Raw genomic sequence first — 14,859 nt, 5'->3', positions numbered from 1 at the left:
TTAGCTGGCGCTGACTTTCAGGCCGACAAGGCCGCAGACGATCAGCGCCACACTGACCAGCCGCACCAGGGCCATGGACTCGCCGAACAGAATGATCCCGGCGATGACCGTACCGACTGCGCCTACGCCGGTCCAGATGGCATAGGCGGTGCCCAGCGGCAACTCCTTCATGGCCAGGCCCAGCAGGCCCAGGCTGATGACCATGGCGCCGACGGTAAGGACAGTGGGGAGCGGTCGAGTGAAACCGTCGGTGTATTTGAGGCCGACGGCCCAGCCGACCTCGAACAGGCCGGCGAAAAACAGGATGATCCAGGACATGAGTGTGTCTCCATCGTTTGAATGATGGGGCCGTCCCCGGAGTGGTCACGCGGTGCGTCGTGAGGTCGTCCTCACAGTGGGCACCATGGTGCCTGTCTGCGGCCTTCCGGGCAAGTCCGCGCCTGCTGGCCAATTTCCCCCCGCCGTTTACCGTTGCCGCCACCACCGTATTCGCGGGTAAACCCGCTCCTACACCTATCGGGGGTGGACACACATTGGTGATTGGGCGCAGGCCGTCGTGTAGGAGCGGGTTCACCCGCGAAAGGGCCGGCCCTGCTGGCCAATCTCCACCCGCCGTTCACCATTGCCGCCGCCACCGCATTCGCGGGTGCTGGTGGAAACGATCCAAGCCAGCACCCGCATCTCATACCCGTCAGACCCCTTGCGGAATCTCTTCCCCACCCAGTGCCTCGAACAGCGCTGGCAGGAATTCGGCAAAGGTCATCATCATCAGCTGGAAGCTGGCGTCGAACTGCTGTGCAGCCTCATCGCCACCGTCCTGCTCGGCCTGCTCCTGCAGCAGTTCTTCGAACTTCAGGCGCTTGATGACCATCTTGTCGTCGAGAACGAACGACAGCTTGTCTTGCCAGGCCAGTGCCAGCTGGGTCACCACCTTGCCAGTGCTCAGGTGCAGCTGAATCTCTTCGCCGGTCAGGTCCTGGCGCTTGCAGCGCACGATACCGCCATCTTCGGCGGTGTCGCGCAGTTCGCACTCGTCCAGCACATAGAAACCTTCGGCCGCTTGCTGCGATTTGACCCAGTCGGTCATGGTAGCCACCGGCGCAATCTTCACCGTGGCCGGGCGCACCGGCAGCGAGCCCATCACTTCACGCAGGGTCGACAGCAGGTCTTCGGCCCGTTTGGCGCTGGCCGAGTTGACCAGGATCACGCCCAGGCGCGGGGCAATGGCAGCGAAGATCATCGAGCGGCGGATGAATGCACGCGGCAGGAACGCCTGGATGATTTCGTCCTTGATCTGGTCGCGCTCCTTTTTATAGACCTTGCGCATTTGCTCGGTCTCGATCTCTTCGACCTTTTCCTTGACCGCGTCGTTGACCACGCTGCTCGGCAGGATGCGTTCTTCCTTGCGCGCGGCAATCAGCAGGTACTCGCCGCTGACATGCACCAGGGGAGCGTCTTCGCCTTTGCCGAACGGCGCGACGAAACCATAGGTGGTCAGCTCCTGGCTGGCGCAGGGGCGGGCCGGCTTGCTGGCCAGGGCGGCTTCCAGCGCTTCAGGCTCGAACGGAACTTCCTGGGTCAGGCGGTAGGTCAGCAGGTTCTTGAACCACATGAGGGGCAATCTCTCCTTAATGCATAAGGCGGGCATTATTCTCCGAGCGGTGAATTGAGGCCAGCCCTGTCAGAGGGCCAGCAGTGGCTTATGCATGAAAGAATCGCCCGACAACGCTAGGTCTTTGAAAGGGCAGAGGTTTTTTTTGCAAAAAGTTTAAAAAGTGCTTGCCAGGGTGCGGGGCGCTCCGTAGAATGCGCGCCACACCGAGACGAAGGGTGATTAGCTCAGCCGGGAGAGCATCTGCCTTACAAGCAGAGGGTCGGCGGTTCGATCCCGTCATCACCCACCACTCGATGTATAGCGCAGCGGTAGTTCAGTCGGTTAGAATACCGGCCTGTCACGCCGGGGGTCGCGGGTTCGAGTCCCGTCCGCTGCGCCATATTCCACTTCCAGGGCCCACTGAACACCCGGAAGTAAAAAAGAAAGCGACCTTAGGGTCGCTTTTTTTATTTCTGCTTCATGCAATCGTCTCCGCCCCTCTGCAACAAGGGGCTAGCTGCGGCACTCTTCTTCCCGCAGCGTCAGCACCTCAAACCCGTCCTCGGTCACCGCCACGGTATGCTCCCACTGCGCCGACAGGCTGTGGTCACGGGTAATCACCGTCCAGCCATCCTTCAGCGTGCGCGTCCCACGCCCACCCTGGTTGATCATCGGCTCGATGGTAAACACCATGCCCGGCTTCAGCTTCATGCCCATACCACGTTGGCCAATGTGCAGCACCTCTGGCGCTTCATGCATCTGCTGGCCAATACCGTGCCCGCAATACTCGCGCACCACGCTGTAACCCGCCGCCTCGGCATGGGCTTGCACGGCATGACCGATATCGCCCAGCGTGGCTCCGGGGCGCACCTGCTCGATGCCTTTCCACAGCGCGTCATAGGTAGTGTCGACCAATCGCCGGGCTTCTTCGCTGATCTTGCCGATGCCATACATCTTCGACGAATCGGCAATGTAGCCGCCCTGTTCCAGAGTGATGTCGACGTTGATGATCGCGCCTTCCTTGAGCACCTCATCGACCTTGGGGATGCCGTGGCATACCACGTGGTCCACCGACGTATTGAGCGAGTAAGGGAAACCGTACTGGCCTTTGCTTGCCGGCCGTGCCTTGAGCGTATCGACGATGAACGCCTCAGCGCGGTCGTTGATCTGCATCGTGGTCACACCGGGGCGGATGAAGCTGTCGAGTTCGGCGAACACCTGGGCCAGTAACTGGCCGGCGCGGCGCATCAGGTCGAGTTGGGCGGGGGTCTTGAGGATCACCTGGGACATGGGGGGAGGGTAGTTGCTCATGCTGGAAATTGCCCCAGCATAGCGCCAGCGGATACCGGCTTGCCACCGCATGGTGCGCAACCTGTGCAGGCCTCTTCGCGGGCACGCCCGCTCCCACAGGTACGGCGCCGCCCTCAGGCCTTGCGATATCCCTGTGGGAGCGGGCATGCCCGCGAAAGGGCCGGTATAGCTGGCCCATAAATTGCTGATCTACCCTCATCCCGGGCTGTCAACGTCGACAGCCCTCACCACTTCACGACAAAGGCGCCGTGTTGCCCCGCTTGCATAAGCATGCCGGGGCAGCCGGCGCCTTTTTGCGTTTTCCACAGGAGCCCGCCCATGGCCAACAGCGAAGTACGCAGCGTCTGCCCCTACTGCGGCGTGGGCTGCGGCATCGTCATGAGCGTTGCCGATGGCAAGGTCGGCAAGATCAGCGGCGACAAGCTGCACCCGAGCAACTTTGGCCGCCTATGCACCAAAGGCCTCACCGCACACCTGCCACTGAGTGCCAGCGGGCGCATGGCCGACGCCTACCTGCGCCAGCAACGCAGCCAGCCGCCAGTGCGCACCAGCATGGACCAGGCCATCGCCGCCACCGCCGAGCGTCTGCGCGGCATCATCGACCAGCACGGCCCGGATGCCGTGGCGCTGTACGTGTCCGGGCAAATGTCGCTGGAGGCCCAGTACCTGGCCAACAAGCTGGCCAAGGGCTTTATCCGTACGCGCCACATCGAGTCCAACTCGCGCCTGTGCATGGCCAGCGCCAGCAGTGGCTACAAGCTTTCGCTTGGCGCCGATGGCCCACCTGGCAGTTACCAGGACTTCGAGCACGCCGACGTATTTCTGGTGATCGGCGCCAACATGGCCGACTGCCACCCGATCCTGTTCCTGCGCCTGCTTGACCGGGTCAAGGCCGGCGCCAGGCTGATCGTCGTCGACCCGCGGCGCAGCGCCACCGCCGACAAGGCCGACCTGTTTCTGCAGGTGCGCCCCGGCAGTGACATGGCCTTGCTCAACGGCCTTTTGCACCTGCTGCATCGCAACGATCACACCAACCCCGATTTCATCGCCCGCCACACTGAAGGCTGGGACGAACTGCCGACCTTCCTCGACGACTACACGCCCGAGCGCGTAGCCGCCATCACCGGCCTGGCCGAGGCCGATATCATCAAGGCCGCCGAATGGATCGGCAGCGCCAACAACTGGATGAGCTGCTGGACCATGGGCTTGAACCAGAGCATTCACGGCACCTGGCACAGCAACGCCATCTGTAACCTGCACTTGGCCACGGGTGCCATCTGCCGCCCCGGTAGCGGCCCGTTCTCGCTGACCGGCCAGCCCAATGCCATGGGCGGCCGCGACATGGGCTACATGGGCCCCGGCTTGCCAGGCCAGCGCTCAGCGTTGGTGGAAGATGACCGCGCGTTCGTCGAACGACAATGGCAACTGCCACCCGGCAGCCTGCGCAGCGAGGGCGGCGAGGGTACGGTGGCGCTGTTCGGGCAGATGAAAACCGGTGAAGTGAAAGCCTGCTGGGTCATCTGCAGCAACCCGGTGGCCAGTGTCGCCAACCGCCAGCAAGTGATCGACGGCCTGCGCAAGGCCGAACTGGTCATTACCCAGGACGCCTTCCTTGACACCGAAACCAACCGTTACGCCGACATCCTGCTGCCGGCCGCGCTGTGGGCCGAAGGCGAGGGCGTGATGATCAACAGCGAGCGCAACCTGACCCTGATGCCCCGCGCTGTCGAGCCGCCCGGGCAAAGTTTGCCGGACTGGCAGATCATTGCCCGCGTGGCGTGTGCCATGGGCTATGCCGACGCCTTCGACTACCCCAATGCCGAAGCGGTGTATGAGGAAATACGCCGCTTCCACAACCCCTCAACCGGTTATGACCTGCGCGGTATCGGCTATGCCGAATTGCGTACGCAGCCGCGCCAGTGGCCCTGTGCGCCGGGCAGCCAACAGCAGCGCAGCCCGCTGCGCTACCTCAACGACGGCAGCAGCCAGGCGCTCCTGCTCGATGCCCAAGGAGGGCGGCCGGCACTGGCTTTCCCCACCGCCAGTGGCAAGGCGCGCTTCTTTGCGCGGCCCTGGTTACCGGCAGCGGAATTGCCGGACGATAAATACCCCATGGTGCTGAACACTGGCCGTGTGCAGCACCAATGGCACACGTTGACCAAGACCGGCAAGGTGCCGGCACTAAACAAGCTGGAGCCCGGCCCCTACCTTGAGATTCATCCCGAGGATGCTGCCCGGCTGGGTGTTGCTGAAAAGGACCAGGTGGCCGTTCGCTCGCGTCGAGGGCACGCCGTGTTGCCAGCGCGCATCAGTGACCGGGTCATGCCGGGCAACTGCTTTGCGCCGTTTCACTGGAATGACCTGATCGGTGAGCAATTGGCGATCAACGCCGCGACCTGCGATGCGGTCGACCCGCTGTCGCTGCAGCCTGCCTTCAAACACTGCGCCGTAGCCCTGGAGCGGGTCGCAGGCGAGCGCATCGACGCCCTTGATCTGAACACTGCCACTGTAGAGCCTGTCCGCATGCCGACCGCCACCCTGTCCCGCCTGCTTGGCCTGCACACTCTGCCGGTTCCGGTGCTGGCCGAAGAAGAGCGTCATTACCTGCAAGGTTTCCTGCTGGGCCTGGACCAGGCCCGCGCCGAGGGCGTACCCCGCCTGCCGGCCAGTGCGCCGCTGGCTGCCAGCCGTCGTTTGTTTGTCGACGGTTTGCTGGCCGGGCTGTTCGCCCAGCCTGCAACTGCGCCCATCTCGGCACAGGCCGCGCCATGGCATCAGGTGCTGTGGGCCTCGCAGACCGGCACTGGTGAGCAACTGGCCGAACGCTGTGCCGCGCGCCTGCGCGATGCTGGTCTGAACGTGCAACTCAGCTGCCTGGAGGCGGTCAGCCCAAGCCAGCTGCAGGGCGTTGCCAGTGTGGTATTGATCGCCAGCACCTTTGGCGATGGCGACGCGCCCGACAGCGGCGCGGCATTCTGGCAGGCCTTGCAGGGTGAGGAGGGCGCTCACTGCGCCGGGCTGCCCTATGCCGTACTGGCCTTGGGCGACTCCAGTTACGACCAGTTCTGCGGCTTTGGCCGCAAGCTCGACCAGCGCCTGGCCGAGCTGGGAGGGCGGCGCCTACTGCAACGGGTGGACTGCGAGCCAGACTTCGACGATGCCTTTGCCGGCTGGCTCGAAGCACTATTGCCTGCACTGGGCAGTGCTGCGGCACCACCACCGGTGAGTGAACCTGCACCCTTGGCGGCCTATAGCAAGCAGCAACCCTGGATGGCCACTGTGCTGGAAAACCGCCTGCTCAATGGCCCCGGCGCCAGCAAGGAAACCCGTCAGCTGGTCTTCGACTTGGGCAGCAGCGGCTTCAGTTATGCGGCCGGCGATGCCCTGGGCGTATGGCCGCGCAACTGCCCGGCCCTGGTAGAAGAGCTGCTGACGCTGATGCAGCTCGATGGCCAGGCGATGGTCGAACTTAAAGGTCATTGCGCCATGCCATTGGCCGAAGCCCTGCAAACACACTTGGAAATTGCCAAGGTCACTGCGCAACAACTGCAGGTATTTGCCAGCAACGCGCCTGACCTGCAGCGCTTGCTGCAGCCTGAATGCAAGGCCGAGCTGCAAGATTGGCTGTGGGGCCGGCAACTGGTCGATGTGCTGCGCGCCTTCCCCCAGCAGTTGCGGCTGGCCAGCTGGCTGGAACTGCTCAAGCCATTGCAGCCGCGGCTCTATTCGATCAGCTCCAGCCCGCTGGCGCACCCAGGCCAGGTGCATCTGACGGTATCGACGGTGCGTTATGGCGAACGTAAAGGCGTGTGCTCAAGCTTCCTTGCCGACCGTGCGCAGGTGCAGAAAGTGGAGATCTTCCCGCAGGTGTCGAAGCACTTTCGCTTGCCCGAGGACGACAACGTGCCGGTGATCATGGTGGGCCCTGGTACCGGCATTGCACCGTTCCGGGCGTTCCTCGAGGAGCGAGAGGCACGGGGGGCAAAAGGCGACAACTGGCTGTTCTTCGGCGAGCAGTACGCAGCGACCGATTTCTATTACCAGGAGCAGTTGCAGGCCTGGCAAGCAGCGGGGCACCTGCGGCTGGACACGGCGTTCTCGCGGGACCAGGTCGAGAAGATCTATGTGCAACAGCGCATGCTCGAGCAGGGTGCGCTGCTGTGGCAATGGCTGGAGGCGGGGGCGTATTTCTATGTGTGTGGCGATGCCCAGCGCATGGCCAAGGATGTGGATGCGGCGTTGCGGGTGATCGTCGCCGAGCATGGCCGGATGGATGCGGCGGCGGCTGCGGCTTATGTCGAAGGCTTGAGCAAGGCCAGGCGTTATCGGCGCGATGTGTACTGAAGTGCTCCAAGATGGGGTGTTGTGCACCTTGAATGTGCATTGGCTGGGCGGGCCCAGCGCAAGTGTAGGAGCGGGTTTACCCGCGAAGAGGCCGACACAGGCAACCCAGGCAAGCCACGCATCCCAGACAACCCGATTGGCACGCTCCCTGCTTAACCTCGGATACAACAAAGCCCACTGATCAACGGCGATCAACCCGGGCCCCCTACCGTGATGAATACAGGCAAAGGCGCCTGGAGCTTCGGCTCCAGGCGCTTTTTTTTTGATCGAGGATCGGCTTATGAAGGCAACAGCGAGCAGCGGGCAACGAGAGCAACTGGTCATCGTCGGCAACGGCATGGTCGGCCACCATTGCGTCGAACAACTGGTCAGTCGCGGCGCCCTGCAGCGCTTCGAGCTGCGGGTATTCGGCGAAGAGCGCCAACGCGCGTATGACCGCGTGCACCTGTCCGAATACTTCGGCGGCAGCTGTGCCGAAACCCTGGCCCTGTGTGAGCACGATTTCTACGACGCCAATGGCGTGCACCTGCACCTGGGTGAAGCCGTGCTGGAGATCGACCGCGAGCGCCGCGAAGTCGTCACTGCCGAAGGTCGCTATGGCTACGACCAACTGGTGCTGGCCACCGGCTCCTATCCCTTCGTGCCGCCGATCGAAGGCTCCAGCGGCAATGCCCGCCTGGTCTACCGCACCCTGGACGACCTCGATGGCATTCGTGCTGCCGCAGCCGGTGCCCGCCGAGGGGTGGTGGTCGGCGGTGGCCTGCTTGGTCTGGAAGCGGCCAACGCCCTCAAGTCGCTGGGGCTGGAAGCCCACGTGGTGGAATTCGCCCCACGGCTGATGCCGGTACAGCTGGACGGCGAGGGCGGTGCCGCGTTGAAGGCGCAGATCGAAGCACTGGGTGTGGGGGTGCACCTGTCGTGCGCCACCCAGTCGGTCAGTGCCGGTGAAACCTACCGCTACCGCATGAACTTCGACGGCGGTGAGTACCTGGAAACCGACCTGATCGTGTTCTCCGCCGGTATCCGCCCACAGGATGCACTGGGCCGGGGCTGCGGCCTGGACATCGCCGCGCGCGGTGGCGTGGTCATCGACAACCACTGCCGCAGCAGCGACCCACGCATCTTCGCCATCGGCGAGTGCGCCTCGTGGAACGGCAGCGTGTTCGGCCTGGTCGCCCCGGGCTACAGCATGGCGCGCAACCTGGCCGGGCTGTTGATGGGCGAGACGGCAGTGGCGTTCACCGGCGCCGACATGTCGACCAAGCTCAAGCTGCTGGGTGTGGATGTCGGTTCGATCGGCGATGCCCACGGTGCCACGCCGGGCGCGCGCAGCTATCGCTTCATCGATGAAGCCAACAGCGCTTACCGCCGTTTGGTGGTGGATGCCAGCGGCAAGCACGTGCTCGGCGCGGTGCTGGTCGGCGACAACAGCTATTACGACACCCTGTTGCAGTATGCCCAGAACGGCATCGCCCTGCCGGCCGACCCGGCAGCGCTCATCTTGCCGCAAGGCGGTGGTGCGCCGGCCCTGGGCGCCGATGCGCTGCCCGACAGTGCGACCATCTGCTCCTGCCACAACGTCAGCAAGGGGGCGGTGTGCGCCGCGATCGACAGCGGCTGCAGCGACCTCGCTGCGGTCAAGGGCTGGACCAAGGCCGCGACCGGCTGCGGCGGTTGCGCGGCCCTGCTCAAGCAAGTCTTCGAGCACGAGCTGACGGCCCGCGGCGTGGCGGTGGACAAGAGCCTGTGCGAGCACTTTGCCTACACCCGGCAGGAGCTGTACGGGTTGGTGCGGGTGGAGGGTATCCGCACCTTCAGCGAACTGCTCGAGCGCCATGGCAAGGGCCATCTGGGGTGTGACATCTGCAAGCCGGCGGTGGGCAACATTCTCGCCTCGTGCTGGAACCAGCCGATCATGGACCCGGCGCTGGTGCCGCTGCAGGACACCAACGACACCTTCATGGCCAACATGCAGAAAAACGGCACCTATTCGGTGGTGCCGCGCATTCCCGGCGGTGAAATAACCCCCGACAAGCTCATTGTCATCGGCCAGGTGGCCAAGAAATACGACCTGTACACCAAGATCACCGGTGGCCAGCGCATCGACCTGTTTGGCGCCCAGTTGCACGAGCTGCCGCTGATCTGGGGCGAACTGATCGAGGCCGGTTTCGAAACCGGCCACGCCTACGGCAAGTCGACCCGCACGGTAAAGTCGTGCGTGGGCAGTACCTGGTGCCGTTATGGCGTGCAGGACAGTGTCGCCATGGCCCTGCGCCTGGAAGATCGCTACAAGGGCCTGCGCAGCCCCCACAAGCTCAAGTTCGCGGTATCGGGTTGCACCCGTGAATGCGCCGAGGCGCAGAGCAAGGACATCGGCGTTATCGCCACCGACAAGGGCTGGAACCTGTACGTGTGCGGCAACGGCGGCATGCGCCCGCGGCATGCCGAGCTGTTCGCCACTGACCTGGACGACGAAACCCTGATACGCCTGATCGACCGCGTGCTGATGTTCTACATCCGCACGGCCGACAAGCTGCAGCGCACCTCGGTGTGGCGTGAAAACCTGGAAGGCGGGCTGGACTACCTGAAGCAGGTGATCATCGACGACAACCTGGGCCTGGCCAGCGAGCTGGAAGCACAGATGCAGCATGTGGTCGACCAGTATGAATGCGAATGGGCCAATGCCCTCAACGACCCGGAGAAGCTCAAGCGCTTCCGCACCTTCGTAAACGACCGACGCGCCGACCCGGACGTGCACTTCGTGCGCGAACGCGAGCAACGCCGGCCCGCGGCACCACTGCACCTGATCCCAACTGTCGAGGAGGCTGTCTGATGAACCTGGCCAATGCTGCTGTGAACACGCAGGAAAACTGGCAGACGGTGTGCCAGGCACAAGATCTGGTGGCCGACTCCGGGGTCGTGGTTTGGGTCGATGGGGCCCAGGTGGCGTTGTTCTACCTGCCGGGGCAGGCGCAGCCGCTGTACGCGGTGGAAAACCGCGACCCGCGCTCCGGCGCCAACATCATCGGCCGCGGGCTGGTGGGTAGCGTGCAAGGTGAGTTGGTGGTGGCCGCGCCGCTCTACAAGCAGCACTTCAGCCTGCTGAGCGGGGAGTGCCTGGAGGATAGCGCGCAGCGGTTGCGGGTATGGCCGGTACGGATGAAGGGTGAGGCGGTGGAGCTGGCTTTGGCCTGACAACCCTTTGCTGCCTGTGCCGGCCTCTTCGCGGGCAAGCCCGCTCCCACAGAGTCTGCACCGCCTTCAAATACGGCGCTGCACCTGTGGGGCCATCGGCAGGGGAACTGCTCAATGGCAGCCCCCGGTGGGCGAACTGGCGCGGCTTTGTTGAATTGCCGACGAAGCCTGCTTTTCTCGGTATTTCCGCCAGATCCTCGGACTGCCGCTCGGTTCATCCCGCCGCCAGCAGCGCGACCCGGATACGCCGCAAGTAGCGATGCGGTAAGCTTGCTGCCATGAACCTCGACACCCGCATCAAATACCGCCACCTGCTGTGCTTCCTGGAGATTGCCCGGCAGGGCAGCCTGGCCAGGGCGGCCGATATCCTGTCGATCAGCCAGCCGGCGATTTCCAAGACCCTCAAGGAGCTTGAGGACCTGCTCGAGGCGCGCCTGTTCGAGCGCAGCCGGCAGGGTGTCGAGCTGACCCCGGCTGGCACCCGCTTCATGCGTTACGCCGGGCCCAGTGTGCAGGCACTGCGCGATGGTGTCAGCAGCTTGCGTGGCGAGGCGAGGGCGCCGTCGCAGGTGCGCATCGGCGTGCTGTCCACGGTCGAAGGCCTGCTCATGCCCGAGGTGCTGTGCCGCCTGCATCAGCGCCATGAAGCGCTGGTGATCAGCGTGGTCACCGGGGTCAGCGCGCAGTTGCTTGGCCAGCTTCACCTGGGGGAGCTGGAACTGGTGGTGGGGCGCATGACCGACAGTCCGCAAATCCAGGGGTTGTCGTTCGAGCACCTGTACAGCGAGTCGATGAGCCTGGTGGTGCGCCCGGGTCACCCGCTGCTGGCCAGTACGCCCGTGGAGCGAGGGCAGGTGGGGCGTTACCCGCTGGTGCTGCCGCCGGCCGGCACCACCATCCGCCAGCACGCCGACAGCCTGTTCGTGCAATGCGGCATCCAGATGCCGGCGCAGCGCCTGGAAACCCTGTCGCTGGCCCTGAGCCGGCGCTACCTGCTGGGCAGCGATGGCCTCTGGGTGGCGCCGCGTGATGCTGTGCTGCTCGACCTGCGCCGTGGCGAACTGGTCGAGCTTGACCTGGGTGTGCGTGAGCCGGGAGGGTCGGTGGGGATTTGCCGCAATGCCGCCTTGCCGATGAGTTTGCCGGCGCAGTGGGTGGGTGAGGTGCTGCGGGAGGTGGCGGGGGAATATCGGGAGGGGCGTTATCCTTGAGGTTTTCGGTGGCCTGCCTGCCCTGGGGTTTCCGACCTCAGAACCCGCAGAAATAAAAGGCCACAAAAAACCGGCAAACCCGGCACAAAGGGTCAATACTGGCCAATGGCTGTAAAGCCTTCGATGAAGAAGCTTTTAACGACTGAACTTCCTTACGAAAACCCGCTCCTATGCCGGTAGCCATTGGTCATGGCCGCCTGCTAAGCTCGCGGCTTTACCCTGATTGCCCTTATGGCGCATGAACAAGGAAATAGCATGAAACAGCATCGTTTGGCGGCTGCGGTTGCCCTGGTAGGCCTGGTACTGGCTGGCTGCGATCAACAAGCCAGCAGCCCCGAGCTGAAGACTCCGGCGCAGAAAGCCTCCTACGGTATCGGCCTGAACATGGGCAAGAGCCTGGCTCAGGAAGGCATGGAAGACCTTGATTCGAAAGCAGTCGCCCTCGGCATCGAAGACGCCGTTAGCAAGAAAGAACAACGCATCAAGGACGAAGAGCTGGTAGAGGCCTTCACCGCATTGCAGAAACGCGCCGAGGAGCGCCTGGCCAAGGCCAGCGAAGAAGCCGCCTCCGCCGGCAAGAAGTTCCTCGAAGAAAACGCCAAGAAGCCAGGCGTGGTCACCACTGCCTCGGGCCTGCAGTATGAAGTGGTCAAGAAGGCCGACGGCCCGCAGCCCAAGCCGACTGACGTGGTCACTGTCCACTACGAAGGCAAGCTGATCGACGGCAAGGTATTCGACAGCTCCGTCGAACGTGGCAGCCCGATCGACCTGCCGGTCAGCGGTGTGATCCCTGGTTGGGTCGAAGGTTTGCAGCTGATGCACGTCGGCGAGAAGTACAAGTTGTTCATCCCGGCTGAACTGGCCTATGGCGCACAAAGCCCAAGCCCGCTGATCCCGGCCAACTCGGTACTGGTGTTCGATCTGGAACTGATCGCCATCAAGGACCCGGCCCAGTTGCAAGGCGCCGAGCCGCAAGCAGAAGCGCCTGAAGAAGCACCTGCCAAGTAACATTGGCTGGTTGTCGAAAACGCCCCACATTGATGGGGCGTTTTCGTTTGTGCCGATTGGACGAACCTGCGACAGCTGATACTGTCCGAGGAAATGCAACGTGAAGAAGTAGGATGTTTCTGATGCAAATCGTTTGCGGCGTAGGTGGCCATGGCGTGAAACGACTGTGTAAAAAACGCCCGATCTGACCCGGCCCCTTGCCAGGCAGGCACCTGAGGTCGGAAACATCGCCCTGTTCACAAGGTTATCCACAATAAATGTGGATAACCTTTTCCTCTCGGAGGCTCCATGAGCGCACCCTGGAATTTTGCTCGTTTCCTGCCTTTGGCCGAGCGCCTGCTCAGCCGCGGGCGGTTGCCGGCCTTGCTGTTCGCGGTGGCGCGCAAAGGCCCGCGCCTGGGGCAACTGCGTGAAGATGTGAAGCTGCTGCAGTCGCTGTGCCTGGCCTGGTGGAGGGGTGAGTACCGCGCCATCAGCCCCAAGGCGCTGGTCACTGTCGTGGCTGGTCTGCTGTATTTCGTCAGCCCCATCGATGCTATCCCGGACTGGTTGCTGGGGGTGGGTTTCCTCGATGACATCGCGGTGCTGGGCTGGGTGCTGAAAACCGTGGCCGACGAGTTGGCGCGTTTCAAGGCCTGGCGCGATAACCAGGCACCCGAACGGCTGCGCGCGGTCGAGCGCCTGCCGGCTACCCCGGAAGCACTGCGGCTGGAGCGCAACAGCTAATCAAACTGGCCTGAATATCACCTCAACTGCACAGACCTCGGAGTTGGTAATATAATTGGCATAAGGGTTATGCCTACGGATTACATGCTGTAATCCTTTTTAAAGGGGTTTGTAATGGGTATTCAGGTCATCAGCCGGGACGGTCAACCCGAGTACGCCGTCGTTCCCTGGGAGCAATACCAGGCGTTGCTCAAGGCTGCAGGGCAGGCACCTGCCGAGGCGGTTTCCGGTGAGGCGCAGGGCGTTGTTGCCAGTGCTCCCCTGCCAGCCTTCAACGAAGTCGCCCAGATTCGCCAGGCCAAGGGCATTGCCCCTGAGCAACTGGCGCGCAATGTCGGGGTGAGCCCGGCGTATCTGGCCATGATCGAATCGGGTGAGCGCCAGCCAGATGCTGCCATCCGCCGCGCCCTGGCCTGGCATCTGGGGGTGGCTGGCTGGAGCGAGCCATCATGAGCCAGGTCAGGATCAGCCGTCAGCACTGGGATAACCTGCTGGGTGAGCTTGACCTGGCCCGTCGTCAACGTCACTTGCTGACATACCGAGCACTGATCGAGCGCTTGCAGTTGCCCAGCCCGGCCATGCAGACGCTGACTGCCGCGCTGGAATACCTGGCGGTGCTGGATGCCCGTGCCGAGCAGCCATTACGCAGTTCGCTGGTGATCAGCCAAGGCGCCAGCCGTTTGCCGCGTACTGGCTTCTTTGAGTGTGTCGAGCGCCTGGGGCGGTTTACCGGGCCGGTCGATGGCATGGAGGCCGCCTCGTGGCATGCCTCTGAGGTGGTTCGGGTGTTCGAGTACAGCTATCCCGAAACGGCCTGAAGCGTTACCCATTCCAGCCTGTTCGCTACAGGTGGTGACCCTGAGCGAGAGGGCCGGGCCTGCTGGCCAATTTCCATCCACCGTTCACCGTTGCCGCCGCTACCGTATTCGCGGGTAAACCCGCTCCTACGCAGATCGGTGGTGGACACGCATCTGGGGTCGGACTCAGGCCGTCGTGTAGGAGCGGGTTCACCCGCGAAGAGGCCGGCCCTGCTGGCCAATATCCACCCGCCGTTCACCGTTGCCGCCGCCACCGTATTCGCGGGTAAACCCGCTCCTACGCAGATCGGAGGTGGACACGCATCTGGGGTCGGACTCAGGCCGTCGTGTAGGAGCGGGTTCACCCGCGAAGAGGCCGGCCCTGCTGGCCAATATCCACCCGCCGTTCACCGTTGCCGCCGCCACCGTATTCGCGGGTAAACCCGCTCCTACGCAGATCGGAGGTGGACACGCATCTGGGGTCGGACTCAGGCCGTCGTGTAGGAGCGGGTTCACCCGCGAAGAGGCCGGCCCTGCTGGCCAATATCCACCCGCCGTTCACCGTTGCCGCCGCCACCGTATTCGCGGGTAAACCCGCTCCTACGCAGATCGGAGGTGGACACGCATCTGGGGTCGGACTCAGGCCGTCGTGTAGGAGCGGGTTCACCCGCGA

11 protein-coding genes, 2 tRNA genes and 1 pseudogene are annotated in these 14,859 nt (G+C 63.6%); 11 read left to right on the top strand and 3 right to left on the bottom strand.

Annotated features, from left to right (window positions below):
* Together sugE and rdgC are read right to left on the bottom strand one after the other, a co-directional pair.
* Positions 1-318: a quaternary ammonium compound efflux SMR transporter SugE gene (gene sugE, locus ACYCCG_RS04180; protein ID WP_010952753.1), complete on the bottom strand. Its 318-nt coding sequence runs from the start codon at positions 316-318 to the stop codon at positions 1-3.
* Between the two features lie 373 nt (positions 319-691).
* Positions 692-1,612, bottom strand: coding sequence for a recombination-associated protein RdgC (gene rdgC / locus ACYCCG_RS04175; RefSeq protein WP_209964092.1), 921 nt, complete (start codon positions 1,610-1,612; stop codon positions 692-694).
* Positions 1,613-1,828: 216 nt separating this feature from the next.
* Here rdgC and ACYCCG_RS04170 point away from each other — a divergent pair.
* Positions 1,829-1,904, top strand: a tRNA-Val gene (locus ACYCCG_RS04170).
* Between the two features lie 13 nt (positions 1,905-1,917).
* Positions 1,918-1,994: transfer RNA gene (locus ACYCCG_RS04165), tRNA-Asp, on the top strand.
* 113 nt (positions 1,995-2,107) lie between these two features.
* Here the strand turns inward: ACYCCG_RS04165 and map are convergent.
* Positions 2,108-2,956, bottom strand: a complete 849-nt coding sequence (gene map, locus ACYCCG_RS04160; protein WP_209964095.1) for a type I methionyl aminopeptidase — start codon at positions 2,954-2,956, stop codon at positions 2,108-2,110.
* 267 nt (positions 2,957-3,223) lie between these two features.
* Between map and ACYCCG_RS04155 the strand changes: the two genes are divergently transcribed.
* The 9 genes and pseudogenes from ACYCCG_RS04155 to ACYCCG_RS04115 all read left to right on the top strand — a co-directional run bounded on the left by ACYCCG_RS04155 (position 3,224) and on the right by ACYCCG_RS04115 (position 14,207).
* Positions 3,224-7,249 (top strand): molybdopterin-dependent oxidoreductase, encoded by a 4,026-nt coding sequence (locus ACYCCG_RS04155; RefSeq protein ID WP_459669512.1) that lies wholly within the window; start codon positions 3,224-3,226, stop codon positions 7,247-7,249.
* Between the two features lie 280 nt (positions 7,250-7,529).
* The gene (gene nirB, locus ACYCCG_RS04150; protein ID WP_459669510.1) at positions 7,530-10,082 is read left to right on the top strand and encodes a nitrite reductase large subunit NirB; all 2,553 of its coding nucleotides are present in this window, start codon (positions 7,530-7,532) and stop codon (positions 10,080-10,082) included.
* The gene (gene nirD / locus ACYCCG_RS04145; protein WP_209964104.1) at positions 10,082-10,444 is read left to right on the top strand and encodes a nitrite reductase small subunit NirD; all 363 of its coding nucleotides are present in this window, start codon (positions 10,082-10,084) and stop codon (positions 10,442-10,444) included. Before nirB ends, nirD begins: the two co-directional genes overlap by 1 nt.
* Before the next feature lie 107 nt (positions 10,445-10,551).
* Positions 10,552-10,712: pseudogene (locus tag ACYCCG_RS04140) on the top strand (AraC family transcriptional regulator); the annotation flags it as partial.
* A gap of 10 nt (positions 10,713-10,722) precedes the next feature.
* On the top strand, positions 10,723-11,655 hold the full coding sequence (gene pcaQ, locus ACYCCG_RS04135; RefSeq protein WP_209964107.1) for a pca operon transcription factor PcaQ: 933 nt from the start codon (positions 10,723-10,725) through the stop codon (positions 11,653-11,655).
* A gap of 255 nt (positions 11,656-11,910) precedes the next feature.
* Positions 11,911-12,663, top strand: coding sequence for an FKBP-type peptidyl-prolyl cis-trans isomerase (locus tag ACYCCG_RS04130; RefSeq protein WP_010952765.1), 753 nt, complete (start codon positions 11,911-11,913; stop codon positions 12,661-12,663).
* 288 nt (positions 12,664-12,951) lie between these two features.
* Entirely contained in the window at positions 12,952-13,389 is a 438-nt protein-coding gene (locus tag ACYCCG_RS04125; RefSeq protein ID WP_176685013.1) for a YkvA family protein, read from the top strand.
* Positions 13,390-13,503: 114 nt separating this feature from the next.
* Positions 13,504-13,842, top strand: coding sequence for a helix-turn-helix domain-containing protein (locus ACYCCG_RS04120; RefSeq protein WP_176685014.1), 339 nt, complete (start codon positions 13,504-13,506; stop codon positions 13,840-13,842).
* Complete coding sequence (locus ACYCCG_RS04115) at positions 13,839-14,207, top strand: hypothetical protein (protein WP_003252539.1); 369 nt, start codon at positions 13,839-13,841, stop codon at positions 14,205-14,207. The genes ACYCCG_RS04120 and ACYCCG_RS04115 overlap by 4 nt, the downstream gene beginning before the upstream one ends.
* The last annotated feature ends 652 nt before the right edge of the window (positions 14,208-14,859 follow it).

The sequence above is a fragment of the Pseudomonas sp. VEM90 genome (assembly GCF_054611535.1).
Note: the sequence above shows the minus strand (reverse complement) of the source record. Positions and strands in the feature narration are given on the sequence as shown.

What these genes read in the sequence shown, in the direction of transcription:
- ACYCCG_RS04155 (WP_459669512.1), top strand. Translation starts at nt 3,224, where the DNA reads ATGGCCAACAGCGAAGTACGCAGCGTCTGCCCCTACTGCGGCGTGGGC.
- sugE (WP_010952753.1), bottom strand. Translation starts at nt 318, where the DNA reads ATGTCCTGGATCATCCTGTTTTTCGCCGGCCTGTTCGAGGTCGGCTGG.
- ACYCCG_RS04125 (WP_176685013.1), top strand. Translation starts at nt 12,952, where the DNA reads ATGAGCGCACCCTGGAATTTTGCTCGTTTCCTGCCTTTGGCCGAGCGC.
- rdgC (WP_209964092.1), bottom strand. Translation starts at nt 1,612, where the DNA reads ATGTGGTTCAAGAACCTGCTGACCTACCGCCTGACCCAGGAAGTTCCG.
- ACYCCG_RS04115 (WP_003252539.1), top strand. Translation starts at nt 13,839, where the DNA reads ATGAGCCAGGTCAGGATCAGCCGTCAGCACTGGGATAACCTGCTGGGT.
- map (WP_209964095.1), bottom strand. Translation starts at nt 2,956, where the DNA reads ATGCGGTGGCAAGCCGGTATCCGCTGGCGCTATGCTGGGGCAATTTCC.
- nirB (WP_459669510.1), top strand. Translation starts at nt 7,530, where the DNA reads ATGAAGGCAACAGCGAGCAGCGGGCAACGAGAGCAACTGGTCATCGTC.
- pcaQ (WP_209964107.1), top strand. Translation starts at nt 10,723, where the DNA reads ATGAACCTCGACACCCGCATCAAATACCGCCACCTGCTGTGCTTCCTG.
- ACYCCG_RS04120 (WP_176685014.1), top strand. Translation starts at nt 13,504, where the DNA reads ATGGGTATTCAGGTCATCAGCCGGGACGGTCAACCCGAGTACGCCGTC.
- nirD (WP_209964104.1), top strand. Translation starts at nt 10,082, where the DNA reads ATGAACCTGGCCAATGCTGCTGTGAACACGCAGGAAAACTGGCAGACG.
- ACYCCG_RS04130 (WP_010952765.1), top strand. Translation starts at nt 11,911, where the DNA reads ATGAAACAGCATCGTTTGGCGGCTGCGGTTGCCCTGGTAGGCCTGGTA.